A 26497-nucleotide genomic window follows, 5' to 3' on the forward strand; every position below is an offset into this window, starting at 1 on the left:
ATTATAAATTTCCCTTGTAGGGATTTTAAGATGTTTTAAAAATGAAATAGGAGATGTTTACGAAAGTTATTAATTTGATTATTGATTATAAACTTTCACAAAAAACCTTATGCAAAAGACTTTATCAATTACGCTGACAGCCCTATGCCTGTCACTGTTTTCTCACGCCCAATTACCAGATCCCGTCCATTTCAACCGCGCCTACGCCAGTGATAGAGGGAACTCAGCCGGTCTGTTCAGTATTGCACCTATGGATTCCAGAGGTACCGTTGTCATCGGTGGAACAATTTACACGGATGAAGATTATTCGCCAGTGTCAGGCTACGTGCCGAATCCCTATGACTTGCAGGATTTCACTTTTTTCCCAATGGATGACCAGGATATACCACACTGGATGTATTCGACTGGTGTAAATGATGACCTGATGGCGTTATGCGAATTTAACAGGCACATTGTTGGTGTTGGTGTTACAAACGGAGACATGTTTGTGATAGAATTGGATTATCAGACATACCTTACGCAAACGGTGGTAGCAAGTAATAAATTCAGCTACCCGAGTGGCTTGATTCCAAGTGATGTAAAAGCCACGAGCGACGGCGGTCTCATTATTGTTGGTAAAACGGGAATGAGTGCACCTATGGGCTTTATTATGAAACTGGATGCTGCTTATAATATAACCTGGATGCGCACCATGGATACACCAAATGGATCGACGGGTGATTTTGACTGGTTTCATGCCGTTAAGGAAATGCCGGACGGCAATTTCATCGTATGCGGTTCCGGTAATCAAATTGTGCAAGTGGGGGGGATTAACTATGGAACGAGCAATGGTATGTCTTTAGTGTTGAAAGTAGACCCGGCGGGACATATGATGTATTATAATGCATACAATATCAAAACAGGGCAGCCTAACGAATTTGCTCAGGATATTACTTATGACAGGCCAAATGACAAAGTGATTATTGCGTCTGCATCAGGCTATACGCATAATACGTATCTGGCTGTAATGGATTACACCAGCGGGGCGCTTTCTACACATCCCAATATTTTTCGGCCTTACGGATCAAATATTTACGGTTATTCTCTGCAAACAGATGACGCTATTCCAAATTCGGTATTGCTGAGTGGCTATGGTCGTTTATATAATACACTTGGTGGGACAGGCCTTCCGCAATTGTTTAGCATGAGCTTTGATTATATAAACAATGTTGAGAATTGGGCGTATGCTTACCCTACGCAAAATTCGAATGTCGATTTGTCTCTGGCAATTGGCTATGAGCCAATTGGTATGCCGCACATCGCCACAAAATTTGGTCAGGCAAACTATATTTCCGGCCTGAAAAATCCGCAGGATTCCGTTGCGTATGCTGCGTATGCTGCTTACTCTTTTCCAGTGCAACATCTCAGCACTTATCATCCAATCGCCAATTCTATTGTTCCGACAGCTTTCGATGGCGCGATGAATTGTCAGTATTATCCTATTGATCCGGCAGACTGGGCCAATGATCCAGGTACATTAGAGGTTATTGAACTGCAGCATGGGCCATTGGGTTATTCACCGGCTAATGCTACGGTATCTCCGCTCAGTCTGATTCGTAAACCTATACGCAAGTTTGTTTATGGATGTGATAATAGCGGGGCATTGCGCACTGTTAATAGCGAATCGACTACAGAGAACATTATTCCTGCAGGGGCTAATAATATTATCGTTAGCCAGACCGGCGCTGAAATAAGCGTTCGCAGCGATAAAGCATTTACCGAAACCGTGTATATCTACAATGCACTCGGACAGGTGTTATATACGGGCAATGCGAAAGAAAGCACTAGTTTTAATATAAACATAAGCGACTGGGCATCGGGAATTTATTATGTGAGATCAGGAAAAGCAGTTGCTAAGTTCTGTAAATATTAATCAGCGGCATTAGCATCAAAAAATCCAATTGAAAGCAGGAGGGCACTCCTGCTTTTTTTACAAACGTCGTGCAGTTGCCTATTTCCGAGTTTTGTTTTTAGCAATTAGGTTGTTTCTGTCTTAAATTAAGGGAGAAATTGTACGATATGTTCTAAAAATGTTAATTTGGAACAAACTTTTCCTTTTTACCAACTGTCTTTTACAATAAATACAGACCATTCAGGTATGAATTATAGAAGCTCTCAAACCAAATCAATGAGGCAGAGTGCAAAACTGATTTTTAGTGCTGTAGCCTTATTTATCACCAGCCTGGCGCATGGTCAGGTAAACGTATATCCCAGTCAAACTGCTCTTAATCTTGCGCAAACGCTCACTGGACAAGGTGTTACGATCTCTAATGCCGTATTAACCTGTCCTTTAACTGCTGAAGGCCGATTTGGCATTGTAAGCAGCAACCTTGGTCTGGATAGCGGTATTATACTGACAAACGGAACCGCTCAGACAAATGGTACGGTAATCGGTGTCAACGGTGCTTCTACCTTGTTTGCTTCTACATCCTTCTCAGGAACTATCCCGTATGCACCTGGTGATGCTACGCTGGACAGTATTCTTCCTTCGGGCCAGTCAACCAATGACGGATGTTCGCTTGAATTCGATTTTAATCCGGCGGGCGATACCGTTAAATTTGATTATGTATTCGGATCGGATGAATATCCTGGGTTTGCCTGTTCGAGCTTTAATGATGTATTTGGCTTCTTTATTTCCGGCCCGGGTATTGTCGGCCGTAAAAATCTTGCATTGGTGCCTGGAACAACAATTCCGGTTTCTATCAATAGTATCAACAACGTAACGAATCCAAATTCTTATTGTACCAGTATGGGGGCGGGTTCGCCGTTTACTCAATACTATGTGAATAACGCTGCTGGTACGACCATTACCTATGGTGGTTTTACTACCGTGCTTCAAGCTATTTCTGCAGTAACGCCTTGTACTACTTATCACCTGAAGCTCGCTATCGCAGACGTAGGCGATGCTTTCTATGACTCAGGTGTATTTCTGAAAGCAGGGAGTCTTACTTCAAACGCTGTGAATGTAAAACCAATCGGTGGTGGCGGTCTTGCGGCTCCTACGCCTTATTGTGTGCGCGGCTGTTCTCCCGGTCAGTTCTTATTTACACGCCCGGTAGCTAAACCAACGCCGCTCGTTATTCACTATCAGATTGCAGGTAGTGCGGTAAATGGTGTAGATTATACGACAATCCCGGATAGTGTGGTGATTCCCGCTAACGGAACAGTTGCAACGCGCCAGATCTTTGGTCTGCCGGCAAATCCGCCAACAGGGCCAGTAATCGTGAAACTGCTTATCCTTTCACCATATACTTGTGGTACTACAGGTACTGCACCGATCATTGACAGTGCTTACCTTACTATTTATGATTCACTGCAGGCACATATCGTAACACCGGACACTGCAATTTGTTTGTACGACACCGTACATCTGCAAGCGATCGGCGATACTTTGCTGAGCTACAACTGGACGCCATCTACAGGTTTGAGCGATCCGAATATCCGTAATCCGCTGGCATCTCCGCCGTCAACAACTACTTATACATTGAACGCATCGCTGGCTGGTTCAGGTTGTGCTGTAGTTCACAGATCAGTTACAGTTACTATCAAACAACCGCCAATAGTTGATGCAGGTCCTGATAGAGTTACTTGTCTCGGCACTCCGGTTCAGTTTAACGTGACGACTACGCCGGCCAACCAGACTTATACTTATTCCTGGACGCCGGGTACAAGTCTGAACAGCACTTCGGTTCCGGATCCGGTATTTACGCCGGTAGCGAGCCAGGTGGGTACCGGTCTTACCTATTATATAGTAGCAAATCCAGGTGCAGCCGGTTGTAACGGTTATGATACGGTGAGTGTACGTGTACTGCCAAACGACTTTACTTTATACACACCAGACACTGCTATTTGTCAGGGTATGACTGTGAATATTCAGGCTGACGGCGATCCTGCATTCAGTTATCTGTGGACACCTGCCAACGGTGTTTCCGATACTACAGTGCTGATGCCTTCTATTACGCCGGATTCAACACATACTTATTCTGTAACAGCAAGCTATCCTTCTTGTCCGAACATTACTAAATCAATCACGATTGATGTGCAGCCGAATCCTATAGTATATGTTGGTCCTGACCGCACCATTTGTCAATGGGATACACTGCAGCTGAATCCATCAGTAACTCCGGGCTGGTATACACATTATATTTATAACTGGACTCCAGGTACACATATCGATGAACCTACGCAAAAAGATATCATATTTAGTGGCGAACAAGACACAACACTGACGCTGACCGTAACGACTCCTGCAGGCTGTAAAGGAAGCGACGATATGAACATTGTAGTGCATCCGGGTAATTTTGCGGCGATGACACCGGCAGATACTGCTATTTGTCCGCGTGACACTGTAGCGATGCATGCAACCGGTGGTGTGGCTTATAGCTGGACGCCTGCACTCGGATTGAACGACGCTGCAAGTGCAGATCCTGTTGCTTATCCTACCGCAGATATCGATTATACAGGTATTGTTACAGATCAGTATGGTTGTAAAGACACGGTAAACCTGAATATTGTGGTGCATCCAAATGGGGTAGTAGAAATGGAAGATTCTGTAGCTATTTATCCTGGCGAATCTTATCAGATGAATCCGCGTGGTAACTGTACTTATTTCGAATGGTTCCCGCCACTTGGCCTTACAGCAACAAATATTTCTAATCCGATTGCGATGCCTTCAGTAAATACTAAATACATCGTAAAAGCGAAAACAGAATTTGGTTGTGCTGTGACAGACTCTATTTCGGTGTACATGGCAGAAACAGTGTTGGGCATTCCAAATGCCTTCAGTCCGGGCTCTGCGCCGAATGACATACTAAAAATAAATAAGCGAGGCATTGTATCTTTGAAATATTTCCGTATTTTCAACCGTTGGGGAACCAAAGTGTTTGAAACCAGTGACATCGAACAGGGATGGGATGGTGCACTGAACGGAACTCCGCAGCCAATGGGCGTGTATGTTTACATGATTGAAGCGTACACAGATTCAGGTCGCCGCTTTTATAAACAAGGAAACGTAACACTAATTAGATAATCCTTAAGGTAATATATCATGATCAGGAAAAATACCTTCACCCGTGCTAGTTTGATCGCCGCATTGGCATTGACTGTACAGACTGTACAAGCGCAGGACATACACTTTACGCAGTTTAATGCAGCTCCGCTGACGGTCAATCCTGCTTTTACAGGTAATTTCGATGGCCAGTGGCGTGCTGCAGCTATCTATCGCAACCAGTGGGCAAGTGTTACCACTCCGTTTGTTACGTACGGTGCATCATTTGATATGCCGGTTATTCATGATCTTACTGTTGACGATTATCTGGCAGTAGGTGCACAATTATTTAATGATAAAGCCGGCGATGGTAACCTGTCTAACTTTACAGGTCTCGTTTCCGTAGCTTATCACAAATTCCTCGGTGGCGGTCGTGATAATCCGAACAAAGCGCTCTCCGTGGGTTTTCAGGGTGGTTATACTAACAAAAGCATTGACGTAAGCAAACTGTACTTCGGTGATGAATTCCAGAACGGACAATTCAACCCGGGTATCGGCAACGAAATGCTCAATACAAAAGTTAACTACTTTACTGTGAATGCAGGTATCAGCTGGTCACATGCTACAAGCGATGTGTTTAGCTATACCGTTGGTGTAGGTGCAAACAACCTGAACCAACCACAGGAATCTTTCGAAAAGAAACAAAACAGTGAAGTAGGTCTGGGAATCCGTTATACGGGCCAGGCAGGTGCTATCTGGTATCTGAATGAAAAATTCAGTCTCCGTCCGGCATTATTGTATCAAACTCAGGCTACAGCCAACGAATTCATCGCTGGTAACGAATTCAACATGATCGTGGGTAACCCTGAATTCCGCAACTTCGCTACAAACGTATTTGTAGGCGGCTGGTACCGTACAGGTGATGCTGTAATGGTTACTGCCGGTGTTGAATTTAAACAGCTCCGTATCGGCGTAAGCTACGATTACAATACTTCTGCACTTAAAACAGCTTCAAACGGCAACGGTGGTTTCGAGATCTCTCTGCGTTATATTGCGCCAAGTCCGCTTGACTTCGCAAGAAAACTGATTTATCCGTGCGCTCGTTTCTAATCTTTTAGGAAAAATTTATTTTGAAAGGGCAAAAAAAAATTTTATAGCCCTTTCTTTTTTTTAAACCAATTTATACTTTTATACCGATTAACAACGCTCACGCACATGACAAAAAAATGGCTGCTCCTTACACTGGCAACGACGTGCCTCGTTTCCACAGTAGTACACTTTGATGCTAATGCTCAGCAGCAAAATAAAGAGAAGTATAGAAACAAGGCTAACGATCCGGTAGCAAAACTTCCATACTATAAGAAACTGCGCTGGGCCGATGGGCTTTTCCGCGCTGGTAGTTACTTCAATGCTGCGGAATATTATCAACAACTGTTACAGGAACAAGAACGCAACCCGTACCTGACCTACCAACTGGCTGAATGTTACTGGTTCACTCGTGACTATGTTCCTTCTGCGAAATATTATCATGATGCGTATGCACTTGCTCCGAAAATTTATCCTGAGGCTGAATTTAAGGAAGCAATGATGCTGAAAATGCAAGGTCAGTATGACGCATCTATTGCTACGTTCAACAAATTCATTGCAGACAATCCAAAAACTTTCAAAAAACTCAAAAAACGCGCTCTGCGTGAGATTGAAGGTTGTAACATGGCAATGAACTCTGTTAAAGATCCGGTTCCTGCAAACGTAGTGAACGCTGGTCCTAACGTGAATAGTGCATATACAGAATCTGCTCCTTACCCATTGGGTGATACAGCACTCTTGTTCTCTACCATGAACCAAAACGCAGTGGTAGAATACGACAAGAAAAAACGTGACGAATACATGTCTCGTTTCATGGTATCGCACAAACAATACCGCGTTGCTCAGGTTGACTCTTTCCAATGGCCAATCAAATTCCAGGACGGACAGTTCAACAATCCTAAAGTACACGTAGGTAATGGTGCGTATAGCCCCGGCGGCGACCGCTTCTATTTTACGCGTTGCGCAGAAGGCGATTCAATGTCTGTAACCTGTAAGATCTACGTCTCTAAATTTGAGAAAGCAAAATGGAGCGATCCGGAAATGCTGGGCGAAGGTATCAATGAAGAAGGTTCCAATACACAACCATATGTAGCTAAAGTGGGTAAGAAAGAAGTACTGTTCTTCTCTTCTAACCGTAAGCTGCAAAGCCGCGGTGGTTATGATATCTGGTATTCAGTTATCGATCCGCGCAATGGTGCTTACCGTCGTCCGCAAAATGCCGGTAAACAAATCAATACTGACGGTGATGAAATCACTCCATACTACGATAGCCGCGTAAACAAACTGTACTTCGCGTCTAACGGCTGGGTAACAATGGGTGGTTTTGATATCTTCTCTGCTGATGGCGGTCCTTCACGTTATACAAACCTGTCTAACTTAGGTTATCCGATCAACACATCTGCAGATGAACTGTACTATATTAAAGATCCGGTAGGTAAACCAGATGCGTACGTAGTTTCTAACCGTATCGGTTCTATCGCGCTGAAAAATCCAACTTGTTGTGATGATATCTGGCGCATCCAGTACGAGCCACGTCTGCTCGCTATGGGTAAAGTGATCAACCGCGCTACCAACAAACCAGTAAATGAAGTAGTGGTGAAAATGGTAGACGAACAAGGCAATCAGAAAACCTACAATTCTACTGACGGTAACTTTGCATTCAACGCTACACGTGGCCACTCTTATGTACTGACTGGTGACAAAGCTCACTACACTACAACGCGTGCTACTGTAAATACAATGGATGTAAAACGCACTGATCCGGATGATACAGTAATGTTGACGATCTACATGGATACAATCGGTATCGATCCTAACTTCCGTGTGAGCAACATCTACTACGATTTCAACAAAGCTTCATTGCGTGCTGAATCTGTAGCATCTCTCGATTCACTGGTTTCTTTCATGAAAGACAACTCGTCTCTGAGTGTTGAAATCTACGCATTCGCGGATTCTAAGGGTACTGATGCATACAACAAAGAACTGTCTCAGCGTCGTTCTCAGTCTGTACTGGAATATCTGGAAAAAAATGGTATCGCTTCAAACCGTATGATCGCAAAAGGTTTCGGTGAGAAAATGCCAGCTGCTCCAAATACTGTAAACGGTAAAGACAATCCATCAGGACGTCAGGCAAACCGCCGTACGGTACTGCGCATTGTTCAGGAAGATCCTAACCGTCGTGTAATCTTCAACAGTAGCAAACCTGGTACACTGGGTGAACAAGAGAAAAATCTCTCCATCAACCAAGATGCTAACGAAGACGAAACAGAGCAACCAGATAGCGAGTCTGATATGGGCAAACCTGGTAGCCGCGTAAACAAAGAAAAAAATCCATAGGTAATACACTACCTCGGTAAATATTGAAAAGGTCGTCTCGCGAGAGACGACCTTTTGTTTTTTTATGTAATGGAAGTATTGCCGTATCCCTTCGATTTTGCTCTGGCTGATATTCATTTCATCAGACTTCACATGACAAGTCTGAGCATTTATATTTTACGTTTGATTATTCACTAATCACAACGCACAAAAATCAGCCATCAGCCATTAGAACAACGTACTTTTACCGCCTCATGCAATACATACAATTTTCCATTTCCGTAAGCGACGCGCAGCTGCGCGAATTATTGATCGCACAACTTGCTGAACAAAATTTTGAGGCATTTGAAGAAACTGATAACGAACTGCTGGCCTATATTCAGGAAGAACAGCTGGATCGCGCCGCGTTTGAACAGCTTTTAGCAGATAGTAATCAACCTGCTTTTACAGAAACGGTGATAAAACAGCAGAATTGGAATGCACAGTGGGAAGAAAGCTTTCAGCCGGTTATTGTTCCGGGTATCTGTACCGTGAGAGCCACTTTCCACGATATTAAGGTAGATACCCCGCATGAGATTGTCATCACACCCAAAATGTCCTTTGGTACCGGTCATCATTCCACTACACAGTTGATGATGCAAGAGATGGCAGAGATCGATTTTAAAGGAAAATCTGTGTTTGATTTTGGTTCAGGTACCGGAATTCTTGCTATTCTGGCGGAACAAATGGGGGCTTCCGAAGTCATTGGAATCGACAATGATGAGTGGTCTTACGAGAACGCAATTGAAAATGCGGAGCAGAATAAATGTAAAAATGTTAAAATTATGTTGGGGACGATCGATCTGGTAGGGGGAACGCAGTTCGATGTAATATTGGCAAATATTAACAGGCATATCTTGTTGCAATACATGTCTGATATGTTTGCTGGTTTAGTTGAAAATGGAAAAATATTGATGAGTGGCCTGTTGACAGACGATTTCGATATTATAAATGAATCCGCTATCCAGGTTGGTTTTAAGTTATTGGGCAAGCATGAGTTAAATAATTGGATTGTTTTATTATATCAGAAATAGTCCTTTAAATTATAATTAGTCAATTTTTTAGAACTGTTAAAGGGTGGGCCGGGGTTATGATTTCTGGATATAAACGTTAAATTTGTAGTTTACCAAATAAAGAAAAGTTATAGCATGATAGTAGCCATTCTTATTGTACTTGCTTATCTGATCGGTTCTATACCGACTGCGGTGTGGGTCAGCAAAAGCGTGTACGGTATTGATATTCGTGAACATGGAAGTGGAAATGCCGGTGCTACCAATACATTCAGAATTTTAGGCTCTAAAGCCGGTTCTGTCGTAATGATCGGCGATATGCTGAAAGGCTTTTTTGCTGTAAAACTCGCGTTGCTTGCCTGTGTGTTTTCTCACATGCAGGTCTTCAGTGAGCCATTTGTAAACCTGCAGATTGCACTTGGACTTGTGTCCGTAGTTGGTCATATTTTTCCAATCTGGGCTGATTTCCGCGGTGGTAAAGGGATTGCCACCTTATTTGGAATGATTCTCTCTATTCAACCTTTGGTAGCTGTAAGTCTGATTGGTGTATTCCTGATTATGCTGTTTTTGACACGTTATGTGTCGCTGAGCTCTATCAGTGCCAGTGTTGCGTTTCCGGTACTGATCGTTTTCATCTTTCGTGCACCGGAACTGAGTTATAAATTATTTGCAATTGCTACTGCTTGTCTGGTAGTATTGACACATCACAAAAATATTGGTCGACTGTTGCATGGCAATGAAAGTAAGGTGCCATTGTTCCGTAAACGTCGCATGCGTCGAAACGGAGAAGACTAGTCGCTACAGATAAAGTGTTTGAAAAGGTTGTATCATTTGATGCAACCTTTTTTGTTTAAAGTCTGTTTTTTAAATCGTGGACTACCATATCTGTAATCTGCTACCAGGGCCAATCTTAAGACCGGCCAAAATAGTACGTACTATTTTCCCAATTCGTCCGTACTATTTACCCGACTTGTCCGTACTATTTACTTAACTCGTCCGTACTTTTTTTGAATTCGTGCTTAGGAATTGGAGCACTCTTCAGTACGTGTTGGTGCAATGCCAATCTGATCTCACGACGGAAGATATACATCCCATTTTTCATTCCCTTTTTGATCTCAAAAGGAACACAAACTTGTTTTTTTTATATGGAATGGTTTTTGTTTCTTTATCGAATAAGATGAAAAAAATATATACACTACTTTCGATTTCTCTTGTAATTATAATGCTTACAGCCTGTTATAAAAATCCGGTAACGGGTCGTAAATCTATTAATCTGGTGGATGAAAGCACGATGAATTCGTTGTCTGCGCAGCAATATGCCACCTTCCTTTCAAGTAATCCCACCGTCTCTGCGACTTCCGGAAATAAAGATGCCGAAATGGTGACCAGAGTGGGAAACCGGATGGCTGCGGCCATTACAGAATATCTGCGTAGTAAAGGGCAGGAAAATCTGATTAAAAACTATAAGTGGGAATTCAATCTGGTCAATAATAAAGAAGCAAACGCCTGGTGTATGCCCGGTGGAAAGGTGGTGGTGTATACCGGTATTATGCCGATTGTTCAAAATGAAACATCACTGGCTGTAGTAATGGGACATGAAATTGCGCATGCAATTGCAAGGCATGGCGATGAACGCATGAGCCAGGAACTGATGGTAGAAGCAGGTGGCACTGCGTTGTCGGTAGCGATGGCGAGCCAGCCGGGTACTACACAAAGTATATTTAATCAGGTGTATGGTGTCGGCGGGCAATTAGGAACGTTGGCATACTCGCGCAAGCATGAAAGTGAGGCTGATCATATGGGGCTTATTTTCATGGCTATTGCCGGATATAATCCTTCAGAAGCTGTTGGATTCTGGCAGAGAATGGCAACCGCGGCGAGTAGTTCACAGAAACCACCGGCATTTCTAAGCACCCATCCCAGCGATCAGCAGCGTATTCAGCAGATTCAACAATGGCTGCCCGAAGCAATGAAGTATTATAAGCCGCAAAAGTAAATGGACGCCACATCAAAACCCACCATGTTTCAGAAGCTGCTCAGCTATGTCTACCCGGTACGTGTAGAATCGCGTTCGAGTGAGATAAATCCTGTGTTGGATTTATTTATGTACCGTGGTCAGTGGCAGCTGGCCACTTCAGATGCGTTGTATTCTGATGGCGATCGTTACCGTCCGTTAGTAGTTGCTTTCAAAAAAATGAAACGTCATTTACCGGAGGTGAAAACAGTATTGGTATTAGGAACTGGGTTAGGCAGTGCTGCGCGCATTTTACACAAAGTCGGTAACCGCGCGCTGACTACATTGGTAGATATTGATGAAGAAGTTTTGCAATGGGCGCTGGAATTGATGCCTGAGGAAATTGCCTGCCATTCAAGACCCGTTTGCAGTGACGCAGTTTCATTTCTTGAGGAAAATAAGGAAGTGTACGATCTGCTGATCGTAGATATTTTTATCAGCAGAGTGGTGCCTGATTTTGTTATAACAGAAATATTCTTAAAAAAATGCCGCCAGCGAATCAACACAGGCGGCCATTTTATCATGAATTATATTGTCAATGATGAGCGTGAATGGGATACTTTGCAGGGAAGACTAATGAATATTTTTCCTGATCCGGAAGTAATCCTTAATGGCATCAACCGCATTGTCGTTGCTCATTTCTGAGTTTACTTACAGTTTTGCCGATTGTATTCTCAGCACTTTACGATTGTTTTTCTGCACGCGCATTTTTTCCGGAACAAGCTTTAAGATCTCGTCCATCAGGCTTTGCAGCAGCGTCAGCTTCACAAAATGATCGTTTGTTACCAGGGCAATTTCACGTACCGGTTCCGGTGTTTCGAAATAGCGAACGTGTTCTATCTGGTCGTCCGTAAATTCGATTGTAGCCAGTTCAGGCAAAATAGTCATGCCTTTATTTTTATCCACCATTTTGCGCAACGTTTCTACATTGCTGGATTCATAACGGAACGGACGCTCGGCCTGTAATTTCTGGATTTGCTCGCTGCAGAGATTAATGATCTGATTGCGCATGCAGTGTCCTTCGTTCAGTAACCAGATACGGTCCAGTGCAATATCCTGCGGTGTAATCAGACGTTTTTTCAGCGCTTTTTCATCATCGGCAAAATATGCTACGAACGGTTCGTAAAACAATGGATATTCCTTGATGCCACTTTCTTCTAAAGGTGTGCTTACGAGCGCGGCATCAATTTCATTTTTGCGGAGTGCGGCAATAATCTGATGCGTCTCCATTTCGGTAATCTGGAGTTTTACATCAGGATAGTTGGGAACATAATGTTCCATCAGTCCAGGTAAAATATAAGGCGCAATTGTTGGAATAATGGCAAACTTAAATGTACCGGCCAGTTTATTCTGTTGATTCTGGATCAGTTCGTGGATCTTTTCGCATTCAGAAAGCACAATACGTGCCTGTTCTACGATTGCTTCGCCCATCGCCGTGATTGCTATCGGATGCTTGTTTCTGTCAAACAGTTTGATGCCCAGTTCATCTTCCAGTTTCTGGATTTGCATACTGAGCGTCGGTTGCGTAACAAAACACTTTTCTGCTGCGGCCACGAAGCTTTTGTAAGTGGCTACAGCAACTACATATTCTAATTGTGTAATCGTCATCAGTAATGGTGCGTGTTTAATACAAACCTACTGCATTCTACTGAAATAGACTATCCCTTACAGATGTTTATTTTGTTCTATTTGTGGCTGTGAGATTGGCTTAAAACTCATTTGGCCGGGTAAGCGTACCTTTGCGTACCTGCACTTAATCTGATGAGCACAACTGCCAAGTTAAAACTGAATGCTGAAAAGCCTTTCTGGTTGCTGAATGCACCAGAAGGTACCACTTTCATTTTTGAAGACTTCAACTTCAAGACAAAGATTGGTGCCAAAGATCAGATAACACAGATAGTCGTATTTGTATACAACAGTATTGATCTCGCTGAATATATGAACCGTCTTACAGGCCATCTTGCCGACGATGTGTTGCTTTGGCTGGCATATCCGAAAAAGAGCAGCAAAATAAAGTCTGATCTGGAGCGAGATAAGTTTATGGAAATGGTGCCTGGATTTGAGCCCGTTTCTCTGGTCGCTGTGGACGACCAATGGTCGGCAATGCGATTCCGGAAAGAAGGTATGATCAAAAATCCGGTACGCGCAGTGCCAATGGAAGGAAGGCAAACAAAAGGTATCGATTATGTGAACCGAACGGCTACATTGCCCGACGATGCGCTCAATGCGATGAAATCACATAGCGGGTTGGCCGCATTTTTCGATACGCTGGCTTTTACCCACAAGAAAGAATATGTGGAAGCAATCGAGGATGCAAAAAAGCCTGAAACTCGTCAAAAGCGCATCGATACAATGATTGTAAAGCTATTGGACATGCGCCGGCAAAAAGAATTAAAAAAGAAAAACTGAAATAATGAACAGGAACGAAGCAGCAGAAGGTACACAGCTGGATTGGATCAAAGAAAAATACTTAGGTAAAATGGTTACCGATTCCCGTTCTGATGCGGGCAACTGGCTACAGCTTACATTAGAACACATTGAAAAAGGAACGGCCACCATTTCGCTGATATTGCGCAAGGAGATGACTAATCCCTATGGTATGATTCACGGTGGCATGATGAGTCTGGTGATGGACGAAACCATTGGTTGGGCCATTGTAAGCCTCGACGCGGATCATCATTATACCTCCCTTAATCTGAATGTGGATTTTCTATATGCAATCAAAGAGGGTGACCGTCTTACCTCTACAGCGAAAATTGTACGTCACGGTAAGAAGATTATCTATGCAGAATGTTCGGTGTACGATAGTAAAGGCAATCTGGCCGGCCGTGGTGCGAGTAATCTGGTAGTTACCGGAATGAAACTGAAAAGCGGGGAGTAAGTCTGTACGGTTAATATGTTGCCAAGTCGCTGGAAATCGCCAATTGCCCCTCTTAAACTGTCAATTGAAGAACTTTACAGTCAAACAAAAAAACATTTTTATACTTTTGCCCCCACATGCTAAACGGAAAGAAAATAGTAGTTGTACTGCCTGCATACAGAGCAGCATTAACCCTGGAGCGTACCTACAAGGAAATTCCATTTGACGTTGTTGATGATGTAGTGCTGGTTGACGATAAAAGCCCGGATAATACAGTCGAGGAGGCTAAGAGACTGGGCATTAAACATATAGTACGCCATGAAGTAAACAAAGGCTACGGTGGTAATCAGAAAAGCTGTTACAAAAAAGCACTGGAACTCGGCGCTGATATCGTAATCATGCTGCATCCTGATTATCAGTATACACCAATGCTGTTGCTGGCTATGTCTTCAATCATTGCCAACGATGTATATCCGGTAGTATTTGCTTCCCGTATTCTGGGTAAAGGCGCGCTGAAGGGTGGCATGCCGAAGTACAAATATTTCTTCAACCGTTGCCTTACTTTATTCGAAAATGTGCTGATCGGTCAGAAGCTCAGCGAATACCACACCGGTTATCGCGCATTTTCTGCTGAGGTGATCCGTTCTATCGATTTTACACACAACAGTGATGATTTCGTTTTCGATAATGAAATGGTTTCGCAGGTATTTATGAATGGCTACGAAATCGGAGAAGTAACTTGCCCGACTAAATATTTTGAAGAAGCGTCGAGCATTAATTTCAGCCGCAGTATGAAATATGGTATGGGCGTACTCAGAGTTTCGCTCACACACCGTTTTCATAAATGGGGCATCATGAAAAGCAAACTATACAGCAAGCCGACTGCGTAATTTGCCGTATACATAAATAATAAAAGCGCCGCCCTGACAGTGTTGTTGGGGCGGCGTTTTGGTAATATTTCTATTGCGGGAATTTTGGCGTTTCACGTTTCACCAACTTTCCACTCACAACCTCCCGTATTGTTCTCTGAAAGAAGAAAGCGGTAATGAAACCGTCATCTGGCTGCCGTCTGGTTTGGTGAAATACACACTCAGATAATCGTAGCTCAGGAAGTTTTGGTAGACATCCGTCCGCTGACTTTGGTCGTTGAACGTGTAGCCGTTTGTTACTCTGCCTTTACAGGCGCCTTGTTCGCAGGATTCAAAAACCAGATGTGAGTTTGTAATACGATCAGGCTGCAATTCTTTACGGCCATATTTGGTAACTGATTTTGCGAAGCAGATAGTAATGCCTTTGTCTTTATTAGCGTTTTTAGGCACCATAAAGCTGAAAAACTCGGGCCGCAGATTGCCTTTCACTTTCGAAACCACCAGCGTAATATAATCCGTTTTGCCGGCGTCAGAAAAAGGAACATCCACATACATAAGCATGCCTTTACCCGTTTCCTGTGTATCCCAAACGACACGTTCGGCGATGTTGTTATTTTGAAGCGATGGTTGTTGCGCGTAGGCCGCAGCCGTAATTGATAGGGTCAGGAGACCAATGAAAAATCTTTTCATACAGATTTAATGGTTCAGGGTGCAATAATAGGAGAAAATTCCCATGCGAAGCCGTCTACTTGCGGCGTACGGGGAATTAAGCATGATTTATCCTGATTATTTCTCGGGGTTTGCTGCCGGATGAAAACAAGCTGCAGACTGCAGGGTATCATCCAGACTTATTTTATCGCCGTAAAATCTAGGTTGTTTATTAGTCATGAAATCGACCAAAACCTTTACCCGCGCCATTTTCTCACGAATGGTCACTCTTGCCCCGTAAAGCGTAGAAACATCCGCAGCATTAAAAGCGATCGCGTTTACTTCTTTATGATTGGCGATAAACAAAGCCCGTTCGTTATGAAAAGGCTGTGAAATAATGGTCACGTTATCTTCTCCAAAAACTGCTTTACACCGGACGATACTGTCTAAAGTGCGGAAGCCTGCAAAATCAAGGAAAATATGAGTGGCCGGAATGCCAGCCGCAATCAGATCCTGCATCATCATTTCCGGTTCGTTATAAGATTCCTTTCGGTTGTCGCCACTTACAATGATATACTTAATCTTGCCAGCTTTGAAAAGTGCCACTGCAGCATCAATGCGGTATTTATAATAGAGGTTGACATCACCGTTATCCAGGTATTTTGAAGTGCCGAGGAGCAAGCCTGCTTTACGTTCTGGAATAGCATTGATGTCGGCATACATCTGTTTGGCAGTGCTTTTCGTAACCCAGTAATCGATTCCGAAAACGGCAATAAAAAGGCCCAGCAGTAAACATAAGATTACTTTGGGCCAGAAGAATTTTCTCATAGAAGGAAGTGAACTTTATTCAAGATCTTTTAGCATGGACTGCGCTGGCTCTTTATCTGCATGTTTATCGCTCAGGATTTTTTCCAGCAACTCTTTCGCAGCATTTTTTTGCCCCAGCGCAATATAGCAACGGGCAGCGCCAAGAGTCGCTTTATACTTGCGACCAGCGTCCGGATTTTTCATGGCTTCTTTATATTGATCAAGCGCAGCATTGTAGTATTTTTTATCATAGGCGGCATCTGCCACATCCAGCGCATCGACAGCCACTCTTTCCTTTGGTGCCGCAGCCATCGCTGCCATTTTCGGTGCGGGTTCTGAATCAGCAGTACTACGTTCTTTTGCGGCAGACATCAGACCTTTTGCCACAGCGGGTTCCGCTTTTTCAACTTTTGTATTTCGTGCATTTTCTGCTGCGACTACATTTTTTGATGCTTTTGCTTCTTCAGCGGCAGCTTTTTTATCAGCAGCTTTTGCTTTTTCAGATTCATCTGTGCTGTGCGCGCGTGTAGTTGCAATCAGCAGTGGTGGCTTTTGTGAACTGCCATTTTTATGATTTTTAGGCTCCTTTTGCTGTGGCGCTTCACTGGCCACAACCTCGGGTTCTGGTTCATTCACCGCGGCAGCAGAAGATATGCCAGCCCTTTGTGCAATTATGTTATTCTTCTTGTTTCTGTCAGATTCCCATAACCAGGCTAGTCCGCAACAAACTACCACTACAGCGGCAATAGAAGCATTGCGCCATAGTGGCTGCACATTGTGTTTTTTATTTTTAACAGACGGCAAGCTGGCGGCAGGGGCCGCTGCGTGTGCGATCGAATTAAGATGTACCTGCGGTAATGACTGACTGAAATGTTCCTGCAGAAAATTGGTATTGATGCCGGCCAGTGTGGCAACTGTTTCCTGCGGATGCTCTGAAAGACCTTCTACAGCCATACTGCACAGAGGGCAGCTATTCAGATGTAACTCTATCGCATGGCATTCTTCACGGCTCATAAGTCCGGAGACATAATCCTTGAGCTGTCTTTTAGTAAGACAAACGCTCTCATCAAAAATATGGCTTAGCTGATTGTTCATAACTTCACTCCTCCCGTCAGTTCCAGTTTTATTTTCAGATTACGTTTTCCGTTTTGAATGTGGCTTTTGACCTGCATGATTGTGAAACCCGTTTGGGCTGCGACTTCTGCATAAGTAAGCTTCTGAAGGTAAAAAAGACTGATGCACTTTTTTTGTTCTTCATTCAGTGCATTCACGGCCTCTTCCAGCCGGTTCAGCATAGCTTCCTCTTCAATCTTATGATGCAGGTTTTCTTCAAATTCCATATCGTCAGCCGTATCAAAACTGTTGTTCGTTACAGATCTTGATTGGCGCAGTTGCATCAGGCAATAATTTTTAGCCACCTGAAAAAGCCAGGGTTTAAACTTGTCTATATTGTATTTGGGAAGATCGTCGAGCAACTTGATGAATATCTGCTGCATGGCATCTTTGGCAGCTTCGGTTTGACGCAGGTATTTGCAACATACACCGAACACAAGGTGACCATATCTTTCAAATAGATAATTGATCGCAACCTGTTCCTGGCGGTGTGCGTAGCGGTAGACTAATTCCTCGTCGGATAGCTTTCGATAATCAGATGTTGGCAGCTGGGACTTCATGGCTTCTATTATAAAATTACAATTTCAAAACGGTACAGAGATGCTTTTTATCACATGTGATAAAAAATATTTTACGATTTAATAACTGGTTGATATCATTTGGATTTATAATGTTAACTGTTATATTTGTTTACTATAATTTAACTTAAAAAGCATTATGAACTTACTGTACCTGGTTCCAGCTTTTGGCCTGCTTGCCTTGCTGTTTACAATCATCAAAAGTTCCTGGGTAAGCAAACAGGACGCCGGGAATGACCGGATGAAAGAAATTGCCAAGTATATTGCTGAAGGTGCAATGGCCTTCCTTAAAGCAGAATACAAAATTCTTGCCTGGTATGTGGTATTGGCTGCTTTGCTGCTCGGTTACATGGGTTCGCAACATGTTAATTCTTCATGGGTTATTGCCCTGACTTTTGTGATGGGGGCTATATTCAGTGCTTGTGCAGGTTTTATAGGAATGCGCATTGCTACAAAAGCTAATGTGCGCACAGCCAATGCGGCGCGTACCAGTCTGGCAAAAGCACTGGCCGTTTCTTTCTCCGGCGGTGCTGTAATGGGACTTGGGGTAGCGGGTCTGGCCGTACTGGGTTTGGGGAGTTTATTCATCATTCTTCTGAAAACATTTGCACCGGATGTAATGGCAACGGATCATCTGGTACAGAAAGCGATTGAAGTACTCACCGGGTTTTCGCTGGGAGCAGAAAGTATTGCGTTGTTTGCACGTGTAGGCGGTGGTATTTACACTAAAGCGGCCGATGTAGGCGCTGATCTCGTAGGTAAAGTAGAAGCGGGCATTCCGGAAGATGATCCGCGCAATCCGGCAACTATTGCTGATAACGTAGGAGACAACGTGGGCGACGTGGCAGGAATGGGCGCCGATCTGTTTGGTTCTTATGTGGCAACGGTGCTGGCTACAATGGTACTTGGTCAGGAAACGCAATCTGCGGATAATTTTAATGGCTTCGGACCAATTCTTTTACCAATGCTGATTGCAGGTATGGGTATTGTGTTTTCCATCATCGGAACTTTCTTCGTACGTATTTCCGAAACCTCTGGCATCAATACCAGTGTGGTACAGCGAGCGCTGAATATGGGCAACTGGGGCTCAATTGTGCTGACTGCAATTGCTTCTTATTTTCTGGTAATGTACATTCTGCCTGACAATATGATTCTCCGTGAAGTTTCGTTTACCAATATGGATGTGTTTTACGCGATCATTATTGGTCTGGTGGTTGGTACGCTGATGAGCATCATTACAGAATACTATACTGCTATGGGCAAACGTCCGGTGCTGAGTATTGTAAAACAATCTGCAACTGGTCACGCTACCAACGTAATTGGCGGCCTGGCGGTGGGTATGGAAAGTACTTTCCTCCCGATCCTTGTTTTGGCGGGTGGTATCTGGGGCTCGTACAAAGTAGCAGGTCTCTACGGCGTGGCGATTGCTGCTGCCGGAATGATGGCTACTACCGCAATGCAATTGGCTATTGATGCTTTTGGTCCGATTGCGGATAATGCCGGTGGTATTGCCGAAATGAGTGAACTGCCGAAAGAAGTGCGTGAAAAAACCGATACACTCGATGCAGTGGGTAACACGACAGCCGCTACAGGTAAGGGTTTTGCCATTGCATCTGCGGCGCTTACTTCGCTGGCTCTGTTTGCCGCGTTTGTTGGTGTAGCAGGTATCAGCGGTATCAATATTTACAAAGCGGAAGTACTCGCAGCTTTGTTTGTAGGAGGTATGATTCCGTTTATTTTCTCTTCATTGGCCATTCGTGCGGTAGGTGAAGCTGCTATGAGCATGGTGGAAGAAGTGCGTCGTCAGTTCCGTGAAATTCCGGGCATTCTGGAAGGAACCGGCAAACCTGAGTACGAACGTTGTGTGGCTATTTCTACGCAAGCTTCTCTGCGCAAAATGATACTGCCTGGTGCTATTGCTTTGCTGGCGCCATTGCTGATGGGTTTCCTTGCGGGTCCTGAAGCATTGGGTGGCATGCTGGCCGGTGCAACGGTGAGCGGTGTATTGATGGGTATGTTCCAAAACAACGCCGGCGGCGCCTGGGATAATGCGAAGAAATCTTTTGAAAAAGGGGTAGAGATCAATGGCGAGATCTACTACAAAAAATCAGATCCGCATAAAGCGTCTGTAACTGGCGATACGGTGGGTGATCCGTTTAAAGATACTTCTGGTCCGTCGATGAATATTCTGATCAAGCTGATGAGTATTGTCGCGCTGGTTATCGCGCCAACGATTGCAAGTATTCACGGTACAAAATCGGAAACGTCTAAAGCTCCCGTGAAAAAAGAAGTCAAAGCGCTGGTTCGTACCATCGCTTCCAAATAGAACATTTGTTTTGTTTTTGTTTTTATCCCGCCCGCAAGGCGGGATTTTTTTATTGGAACATTGGGAATTTGTAAATGGAGATTGGTTTGGCGTTTGCGTATTCGGCATGGATAATACACGCAGGTTATCCGATGAAGGAGGGATCCCGCGTATTGTGTGCCTGCATTCCGCGGGATGTCTCCTTGCAACGTGACATGGGCAACACTCGAGGGCATCTTCTACCTCAGAGCTATGAATTTCTACCTCAGAGCCAGGAATTCCTGCCTCTGAGGTACGATTTCCTACCTTTTAGCCAGGAATTCCTGCCTTTGAGCTACGATTTCCTACCTTAAAGCCAGGAATTCCTACGTCGAAGCTAGGATGTTCTACCCTGGAGCCAGGATGTTCTACCTTTGAGGTAGCTTTTGGTACCTCAGAGGTGTAATTACACGGCAGGCATAAAAAAATCCCGATACTAAGACCGGGATTTTAATTTGTCAACATGCTTTATGCTAGGCTTGGGTATTGATATCTGTGTTTCCCGATCCTTTTTTACTTCTGCGGGGAAAACGTTTCTGCATTTCTTCATAGATAGCCTGGCTGCCTGCTGCATTGCTACGACTGGCACCTTTTACTGAATTATAAAAAATAAGAGAAGCTTCGTACGCTTCACCGCCTGCTACCATCATGGCATCTTCTACCGAGCGTGTGAGCGCAGTCAGTTTCTGATAAATGTGAAACAGATCGCGGGTGAGTGCAAGGTCTTTTTCAGCCTCTGGGATATCCACGTACTGTGGTACCAGATTTGGGTTTTGACGTGCATACTCCAGTGCCTTATCTACAAAAGCAAGGGTTTTATCGCCCATCTTCAGCATGGCAGTACGTTGGTCGGGCGTGAGGTTAAAGACTAAAATGTCTTTGAGTGCTGCTGCTACAGTATTCAGTGCATTGTCTACGGCCGTTTTGTTTTCGTTTGAAATAGCGGCAGAAATTAAATTGGATTGTCCCATAAAAAAGCTTTTATCTCTAGGAAATCAAAAACCGAACCGGGTTAACAGTAGAAGGGCGGCCCGGTGGCGTGTTTGATTCTATTTTTTTAATGCTAATTTCTCGCTGGCTGATTTCAATGATTATATAAATTAAACAAGCCGGGAAATTTTTTGAGGTGTTTGTTAATGGGGGCAAAGCGTTCCTGCGCTTCTTTGCGAAAAATACGTGACCTCGTATGGTAAGATAATTTTCCCGGTGCGAAATCAGATTGCCACGTCGTCGCCACAGCTTTGCTGTTTGGTGACTCCTCGCAACGACCCCGCGGATTGTTGCAACGTTCCTATACACCTCATAGTGACGGCTGTATTTTTTATACGTCTGACCTGAAACCCTATATGGACAACAGACGCGCAGGTCCCGACAACGGAGAGATCTCGCGAAAACATAAGCACATACTACGTGCTACCACTGCTGCAAATTATGCGGTCCAGATAACGTGAGACCCTTCCTTCGTCAGGGTGACAAATACGAGTACATAATCTCAATTCCCTTTTTTTCCGCTTACCAACAGCGTTTCCATTCGCTGCAAATAGGTTGCATGCGGTCGTCCTTTCTTTGTTTTAGATAAGATTAGAAGGAGTTGAATAGTAAACCCTATCGTTTAAAACGGAACCACTGTGACTTAGAGGGCGCAGTGGTTTTACTATGAAACATTTTTTTAAACCCTAAAATTCATTCAATATGAACCAAAACAGTTCCTATGGAAACAATGGCGGTCATGCCAACCCTTTGGACCGCTACACTAACCAACCCGCGCAGAAAAAAGACGACAGCCCTTTTTATCAGTCAGCAGCTCCCTCCATTTCATTGCCCAAAGGCGGTGGTGCACTCAAAGGCATCGATGAAAAATTTTCGGTGAATGCAGTGAATGGTACTGCAAATGTGAGCATCCCGCTACCATTGTCTCCCGGCCGTAGTGGCTTTACACCTGCACTGTCGTTGTCTTATAGTTCCGGTAGTGGCAATAGTGAATTTGGCCTTGGCTGGGCGCTTTCATTACCCGCCATTCAGCGCCGGACCGATAAAAAATTACCACAGTATAATGACATCGCAGAAAGCGATGTATTTCTGCTGGCGGGCGCCGAAGACCTGGTGCCGGAATTAAACAGCGATAACACGCCTGTTTCTTTCACCGACGGCAATTATCAGATCAAACGATATATTCCACGTATTGAAGGATTGTTTGCCCGAATTGAATTAATCTGTGATCTGCATTCAACGAATAAGTGGTGGCGTGTGACCACCAAAGACAACAGCACTACCTATTATGGCCTTTCGGAAAGCGCCCGTATTGCAGATCCTACCGATGTCAGCCGCATTTTTAAATGGCTGCCCGAGCTTACTGTGGATCACAAAGGCAACGTGCAATGGTTTTGTTACGTGCCGGAAAATGACAAAAATATTCCCATCGGCATTCAGGAAAAGAACAGGCAAAATGGGCTCGCGCCTTTTACCAACACCTATCTCAAATCGGTTCTGTACTGTAATCAGACGCCTTATTTTATTGCAGAGGCTGATATGTATCAGCCTGTACTGCCCGCTGCCACCGATTTTCTGATGGAAGGCGTACTGGACTATGGAGATCACAGCAGCGAGTTTGTTCCTGTGGCTGATCAAGTTTGGTCTTCGCGCCCCGATGCATTTTCAGATTTTCATGCAGGCTTTGAAATCCGCACCTACCGCCGTTGTCAGCGGGTAATGATGTTTCATTATTTTGCTGAATTAAATGGAAAGAACCTTGTACGCGCGCTGGAATTACAATACCAGAGCGATCTTTCTGCGCCCGTTTCCGGATTGATGGAAGCAGATTTAATTGTATCTGCTACGCAAAAAGGCTACACTTATCAGGGTGGCGAATGGCACAGCAAAGCTTTGCCTGCTATGAGTTTCGATTATCAGGCTTTGCAATGGAGCCAGGACTTGCAGCGCGTCAATGCAAAGGAAATCGCGAACGCACCGCAAGGTCTTACCGGTGCTTATCAGTGGATCGATTTTGAAGGCGAAGGTATTTCGGGCATCCTCACCGAAACAACCGGCGCCTGGATGTACAAAAGCAATGAGGGCGATGGGCAATTTGCGCCAGCGCGTACTATTGCTCGTAAGCCTTCGTTTAACGGCCTTTCAGACGGTTCGTTGCAATGGGCCGATCTAGATGCCGACGGACGCAGACAAGTAGTAAGCGTTGCACCGGTGAGTGGTTATTTTGAACTGGACGATGATCAGAACTGGCAACCGTTCCGTGCATTTACCAGTGTGGTGAATATAGATCGCAGCAGTCCTTATACTAAAATGCTGGACCTCGATGGCGATGGCCGGCCGGATATACTGATCACCGAAGATCGCGTCTGGACCTGGTATCAGAACAACGGTACCAAAGGTTGGGACAAAGGCGGACAATCATCTGCGGCGTTTGATGAAAATAAAGGTCCGCGATTATTGCTCAATGATAATGTGCAGCGCATCTTCTTAGCGGATATGAATGGCGATGGGATGACCGATATTGTGCGTATTCAGAATGGGGATGTCTGTTACTGGCCGAATATGGGCTATGGCGGTTTTGGTGCAAAAGTAACGATGGCCAATGCGCCGCGTTTTGCAAGGCCGGATTTGTTTAACCCGATCTACCTGCAACTGGCAGATATCAGCGGTACGGGCGCTGCCGATCTTATTTACCTGGAACACAATAAATGTACGGCATGGATCAACCTTTCAGGCAATGGTTGGAGCACCCCACAACCGATCACGACGCTGCCTTCTATTGAAGCCTATTCGAAAATTGCGGTGCTTGATTTCCTGGGCAATGGCACCGGTTGTCTGGTCTGGAGCAGTCCGCTGCCACAGCATGCAATGGCCCCGATCCAATACGTAGACCTGATGGGCGGCATTAAGCCCTACCTGATGCGTAGCTACAACAATGGCATGGGTAAAACGGTTAGCGTCGATTATAAAAGTTCCACGCAATATTATCTCGCCGATAAACACGCCGGTACACCATGGGCTACACGACTGCCGTTCCCGGTGCATTGTATCAGCAATATTACCACCCAAGACAGTGTGAGCGAAACCTCCTACACACAAACCTATCAATATCGAAACGGTTATTACGACCATGAAGAGCGTGAGTTTCGCGGCTTTGGTTATGTAGCAACCACAGATATTGATAGTGCGGTGGCTTTCGACAATGCAGCGCTGGACCAGTCTCCGGTACTTACCAAAACATGGTATCATACGGGTGCATGGTTGCGGGAAGACAGTTTGCTCGATGCCTACAAAAAAGAATACTATCAGTTTGAAGGCTGGGATGATCTGACCACCATTGCAACCTTTGCAACGCTTGATATGACCGGCAATGAAATCCGCGAAGCGCACCGTGCGCTCAAGGGATCACCACTGCGACAGGAAGTATATGCGCTCGATGGCAGTACTGAGGAAGCAGTGCCTTATAGCATCACAGCCACTGCTTATACCGTTACGCGTTTTCAACCCAAAGCAAACAACCGTTATGCATCATTCCTAAGTTATCAGCAGCAAAGCATTGCTTTTGCCTGTGAACGTAATGCCGATGACCCACGCATACAACACAGCCTTACACTCGAGACAGACCAATGGGCGAATGTAACCAAAAGCGCTTCGGTCGTGTATCCGCGCCTGCATACAGATGCAAGTTTGCCGCAAATTGTTCAGGATGAGCAAGCAAAAATGCACATTGTTTATACCGAGAATAGTTTTACCAATGATGTCATTACAGATTATGAACGTCATCTTCGTATGCCTTTGCAGGTAAAAACATGGGAAATGTTAGGTGTCTTCACACCACCAACTACAGCACTTTGGCAAACATCAGACCTTTTAACGGCCTGTACCATTGCTACGGAAATTGATTTTTCCGCTACGCCAACTGGTGCCAGTGAAAAGAGATTACTGAGCGCTGTTCGTACGCGCTACAAAGCCAATACAGCTGTTGATACACCACTGTTATTTGGCGAACTGGAATCATTGGCCATACCGCACGAACATTATCAGCTGGCGCTCACACCACAGTTGGCCAGCTATTGTTACAATGGTTATGTAGACAACGGCAAACTACAAGAAGCAGGTTTTGTGGATCTGGATAGCGACGGTAAATACTGGCTGCCTTCGGGAACGATGCATTTTGATACACCGCAGCAGCATTTTTATACACCCACCACATTTAATGATCCGTGGGGCAATATCACGACTGTAAGTTTTGGCGATAGTACTAATGCTTACAACTATTGGCTGCTGCCACAAAGTGTAACCGATGCCATTGTTAATACCAATGGCGTAGCAACTTACGATTGGCGCATCTTACAACCACTGCGCATGCGCGATGCGAATCTTAACTACAGCGAAATTCTGTACGATGCACTTGGCTTGCCGATTGCGATGGCGTTGAAAGGAAAAGATGACAGCAGTGCTCCCGAGGGTGATAGTCTTGATGGCCTGGATATTTACAGCAATGCAGATCAGTTGGCACAGAGCGATTTCTTTGCCCTGGATCCGGCAGCCAATGCGAATGCTTTGCTGCAAAATGCCACCTGGCGTTGTGTGTATGATTTGAGTACTACACCGGTTTCGGTGGGTATGATTGCCCGGCAAAAACATGTGCATGATACGACGTCAATAGTGGCCGGACAAACATCAGACCATTTAATTCGGCTTAGTTATACCGATGGTTTGGGCAGACTGATCATGCACAAGATGCAATGCGAAAATCTGCCAGCTACAAACGGTGTCATCCTGAGAGGGTGTTTA

Annotated in this window: 19 protein-coding genes; 13 read left to right on the forward strand and 6 right to left on the reverse strand. The window is 44.5% G+C overall.

What is annotated here, in order from left to right; translation table 11 throughout:
- Positions 1 to 109: 109 nt before the first annotated feature.
- The 8 genes from DN068_RS07985 to DN068_RS08020 all read left to right on the forward strand — a co-directional run bounded on the left by DN068_RS07985 (position 110) and on the right by DN068_RS08020 (position 12136).
- Positions 110 to 1912: a T9SS type A sorting domain-containing protein gene (locus DN068_RS07985; RefSeq protein ID WP_110998384.1), complete on the forward strand. Its 1803-nt coding sequence runs from the start codon at positions 110 to 112 to the stop codon at positions 1910 to 1912.
- A 255-nt stretch (positions 1913 to 2167) separates the two neighbouring features.
- The gene (locus DN068_RS07990; protein WP_165836319.1) at positions 2168 to 5068 is read left to right on the forward strand and encodes a choice-of-anchor L domain-containing protein; all 2901 of its coding nucleotides are present in this window, start codon (positions 2168 to 2170) and stop codon (positions 5066 to 5068) included.
- Between the two features lie 18 nt (positions 5069 to 5086).
- On the forward strand, positions 5087 to 6136 hold the full coding sequence (locus DN068_RS07995) for a PorP/SprF family type IX secretion system membrane protein (protein ID WP_110998386.1): 1050 nt from the start codon (positions 5087 to 5089) through the stop codon (positions 6134 to 6136).
- 105 nt (positions 6137 to 6241) lie between these two features.
- Positions 6242 to 8449: an OmpA family protein gene (locus DN068_RS08000; RefSeq protein WP_110998387.1), complete on the forward strand. Its 2208-nt coding sequence runs from the start codon at positions 6242 to 6244 to the stop codon at positions 8447 to 8449.
- A gap of 233 nt (positions 8450 to 8682) precedes the next feature.
- Positions 8683 to 9501 (forward strand): 50S ribosomal protein L11 methyltransferase, encoded by an 819-nt coding sequence (gene prmA / locus DN068_RS08005; RefSeq protein WP_110998388.1) that lies wholly within the window; start codon positions 8683 to 8685, stop codon positions 9499 to 9501.
- A 114-nt stretch (positions 9502 to 9615) separates the two neighbouring features.
- Positions 9616 to 10272, forward strand: coding sequence for a glycerol-3-phosphate 1-O-acyltransferase PlsY (plsY, locus tag DN068_RS08010; RefSeq protein WP_110998389.1), 657 nt, complete (start codon positions 9616 to 9618; stop codon positions 10270 to 10272).
- A 382-nt stretch (positions 10273 to 10654) separates the two neighbouring features.
- Positions 10655 to 11473 (forward strand): M48 family metallopeptidase, encoded by an 819-nt coding sequence (locus tag DN068_RS08015; RefSeq protein WP_110998390.1) that lies wholly within the window; start codon positions 10655 to 10657, stop codon positions 11471 to 11473.
- 24 nt (positions 11474 to 11497) lie between these two features.
- Positions 11498 to 12136 (forward strand): spermidine synthase, encoded by a 639-nt coding sequence (locus tag DN068_RS08020; RefSeq protein ID WP_165836320.1) that lies wholly within the window; start codon positions 11498 to 11500, stop codon positions 12134 to 12136.
- A 6-nt stretch (positions 12137 to 12142) separates the two neighbouring features.
- On the opposite strand, the gene DN068_RS08025 is transcribed toward DN068_RS08020, so the two are convergent.
- On the reverse strand, positions 12143 to 13099 hold the full coding sequence (locus tag DN068_RS08025) for a hydrogen peroxide-inducible genes activator (protein ID WP_110998392.1): 957 nt from the start codon (positions 13097 to 13099) through the stop codon (positions 12143 to 12145).
- Positions 13100 to 13252: 153 nt separating this feature from the next.
- Between DN068_RS08025 and DN068_RS08030 the strand changes: the two genes are divergently transcribed.
- From DN068_RS08030 to DN068_RS08040, 3 genes are all read left to right on the forward strand, one after another.
- Positions 13253 to 13900: a YdeI/OmpD-associated family protein gene (locus tag DN068_RS08030; protein ID WP_110998393.1), complete on the forward strand. Its 648-nt coding sequence runs from the start codon at positions 13253 to 13255 to the stop codon at positions 13898 to 13900.
- 4 nt (positions 13901 to 13904) lie between these two features.
- Positions 13905 to 14372: a PaaI family thioesterase gene (locus tag DN068_RS08035; RefSeq protein WP_110998394.1), complete on the forward strand. Its 468-nt coding sequence runs from the start codon at positions 13905 to 13907 to the stop codon at positions 14370 to 14372.
- A 116-nt stretch (positions 14373 to 14488) separates the two neighbouring features.
- The gene (locus tag DN068_RS08040) at positions 14489 to 15241 is read left to right on the forward strand and encodes a glycosyltransferase family 2 protein (protein ID WP_110998395.1); all 753 of its coding nucleotides are present in this window, start codon (positions 14489 to 14491) and stop codon (positions 15239 to 15241) included.
- Positions 15242 to 15355: 114 nt separating this feature from the next.
- Here DN068_RS08040 and DN068_RS08045 read toward each other — a convergent pair whose 3' ends face one another.
- From DN068_RS08045 to DN068_RS08060, 4 genes are all read right to left on the reverse strand, one after another.
- Positions 15356 to 15910 (reverse strand): hypothetical protein, encoded by a 555-nt coding sequence (locus DN068_RS08045; RefSeq protein WP_110998396.1) that lies wholly within the window; start codon positions 15908 to 15910, stop codon positions 15356 to 15358.
- Between the two features lie 96 nt (positions 15911 to 16006).
- Positions 16007 to 16696: a SanA/YdcF family protein gene (locus tag DN068_RS08050; protein ID WP_110998397.1), complete on the reverse strand. Its 690-nt coding sequence runs from the start codon at positions 16694 to 16696 to the stop codon at positions 16007 to 16009.
- Between the two features lie 15 nt (positions 16697 to 16711).
- The gene (locus tag DN068_RS08055) at positions 16712 to 17770 is read right to left on the reverse strand and encodes a tetratricopeptide repeat protein (RefSeq protein ID WP_110998398.1); all 1059 of its coding nucleotides are present in this window, start codon (positions 17768 to 17770) and stop codon (positions 16712 to 16714) included.
- Entirely contained in the window at positions 17767 to 18348 is a 582-nt protein-coding gene (locus DN068_RS08060; RefSeq protein ID WP_110998399.1) for an RNA polymerase sigma factor, read from the reverse strand. Before DN068_RS08060 ends, DN068_RS08055 begins: the two co-directional genes overlap by 4 nt.
- 157 nt (positions 18349 to 18505) lie before the next feature.
- Here DN068_RS08060 and DN068_RS08065 point away from each other — a divergent pair, with 157 nt between their 5' ends.
- A complete protein-coding gene (locus DN068_RS08065; RefSeq protein ID WP_110998400.1) occupies positions 18506 to 20692 on the forward strand; it encodes a sodium-translocating pyrophosphatase in 2187 nt (728 codons plus the stop codon).
- Positions 20693 to 21183: 491 nt separating this feature from the next.
- Here the strand turns inward: DN068_RS08065 and DN068_RS08075 are convergent, their stop codons facing one another.
- Positions 21184 to 21681 (reverse strand): hypothetical protein, encoded by a 498-nt coding sequence (locus DN068_RS08075; protein WP_110998402.1) that lies wholly within the window; start codon positions 21679 to 21681, stop codon positions 21184 to 21186.
- Between the two features lie 721 nt (positions 21682 to 22402).
- Between DN068_RS08075 and DN068_RS08080 the strand changes: the two genes are divergently transcribed.
- Positions 22403 to 26497 (forward strand): SpvB/TcaC N-terminal domain-containing protein (locus DN068_RS08080; RefSeq protein ID WP_207798874.1); only part of this gene is annotated, 4095 nt, incomplete at its 3' end.

This window comes from Taibaiella soli, assembly GCF_003236175.1.
Classification (GTDB): domain Bacteria; phylum Bacteroidota; class Bacteroidia; order Chitinophagales; family Chitinophagaceae; genus QKTW01.

Excerpts from the sequence above, each read along its gene's own strand:
- prmA (WP_110998388.1), top strand. The coding sequence starts at position 8,683 with ATGCAATACATACAATTTTCCATTTCCGTAAGCGACGCGCAGCTGCGC.
- DN068_RS07995 (WP_110998386.1), top strand. The coding sequence starts at position 5,087 with ATGATCAGGAAAAATACCTTCACCCGTGCTAGTTTGATCGCCGCATTG.
- DN068_RS08060 (WP_110998399.1), bottom strand. The coding sequence starts at position 18,348 with ATGAAGTCCCAGCTGCCAACATCTGATTATCGAAAGCTATCCGACGAG.
- plsY (WP_110998389.1), top strand. The coding sequence starts at position 9,616 with ATGATAGTAGCCATTCTTATTGTACTTGCTTATCTGATCGGTTCTATA.
- DN068_RS08075 (WP_110998402.1), bottom strand. The coding sequence starts at position 21,681 with ATGGGACAATCCAATTTAATTTCTGCCGCTATTTCAAACGAAAACAAA.
- DN068_RS08025 (WP_110998392.1), bottom strand. The coding sequence starts at position 13,099 with ATGACGATTACACAATTAGAATATGTAGTTGCTGTAGCCACTTACAAA.
- DN068_RS08045 (WP_110998396.1), bottom strand. The coding sequence starts at position 15,910 with ATGAAAAGATTTTTCATTGGTCTCCTGACCCTATCAATTACGGCTGCG.
- DN068_RS07990 (WP_165836319.1), top strand. The coding sequence starts at position 2,168 with ATGAGGCAGAGTGCAAAACTGATTTTTAGTGCTGTAGCCTTATTTATC.
- DN068_RS08035 (WP_110998394.1), top strand. The coding sequence starts at position 13,905 with ATGAACAGGAACGAAGCAGCAGAAGGTACACAGCTGGATTGGATCAAA.
- DN068_RS08030 (WP_110998393.1), top strand. The coding sequence starts at position 13,253 with ATGAGCACAACTGCCAAGTTAAAACTGAATGCTGAAAAGCCTTTCTGG.
- DN068_RS08015 (WP_110998390.1), top strand. The coding sequence starts at position 10,655 with ATGAAAAAAATATATACACTACTTTCGATTTCTCTTGTAATTATAATG.
- DN068_RS08020 (WP_165836320.1), top strand. The coding sequence starts at position 11,498 with ATGTTTCAGAAGCTGCTCAGCTATGTCTACCCGGTACGTGTAGAATCG.
- DN068_RS07985 (WP_110998384.1), top strand. The coding sequence starts at position 110 with ATGCAAAAGACTTTATCAATTACGCTGACAGCCCTATGCCTGTCACTG.
- DN068_RS08065 (WP_110998400.1), top strand. The coding sequence starts at position 18,506 with ATGAACTTACTGTACCTGGTTCCAGCTTTTGGCCTGCTTGCCTTGCTG.
- DN068_RS08055 (WP_110998398.1), bottom strand. The coding sequence starts at position 17,770 with ATGAACAATCAGCTAAGCCATATTTTTGATGAGAGCGTTTGTCTTACT.
- DN068_RS08000 (WP_110998387.1), top strand. The coding sequence starts at position 6,242 with ATGACAAAAAAATGGCTGCTCCTTACACTGGCAACGACGTGCCTCGTT.
- DN068_RS08040 (WP_110998395.1), top strand. The coding sequence starts at position 14,489 with ATGCTAAACGGAAAGAAAATAGTAGTTGTACTGCCTGCATACAGAGCA.
- DN068_RS08050 (WP_110998397.1), bottom strand. The coding sequence starts at position 16,696 with ATGAGAAAATTCTTCTGGCCCAAAGTAATCTTATGTTTACTGCTGGGC.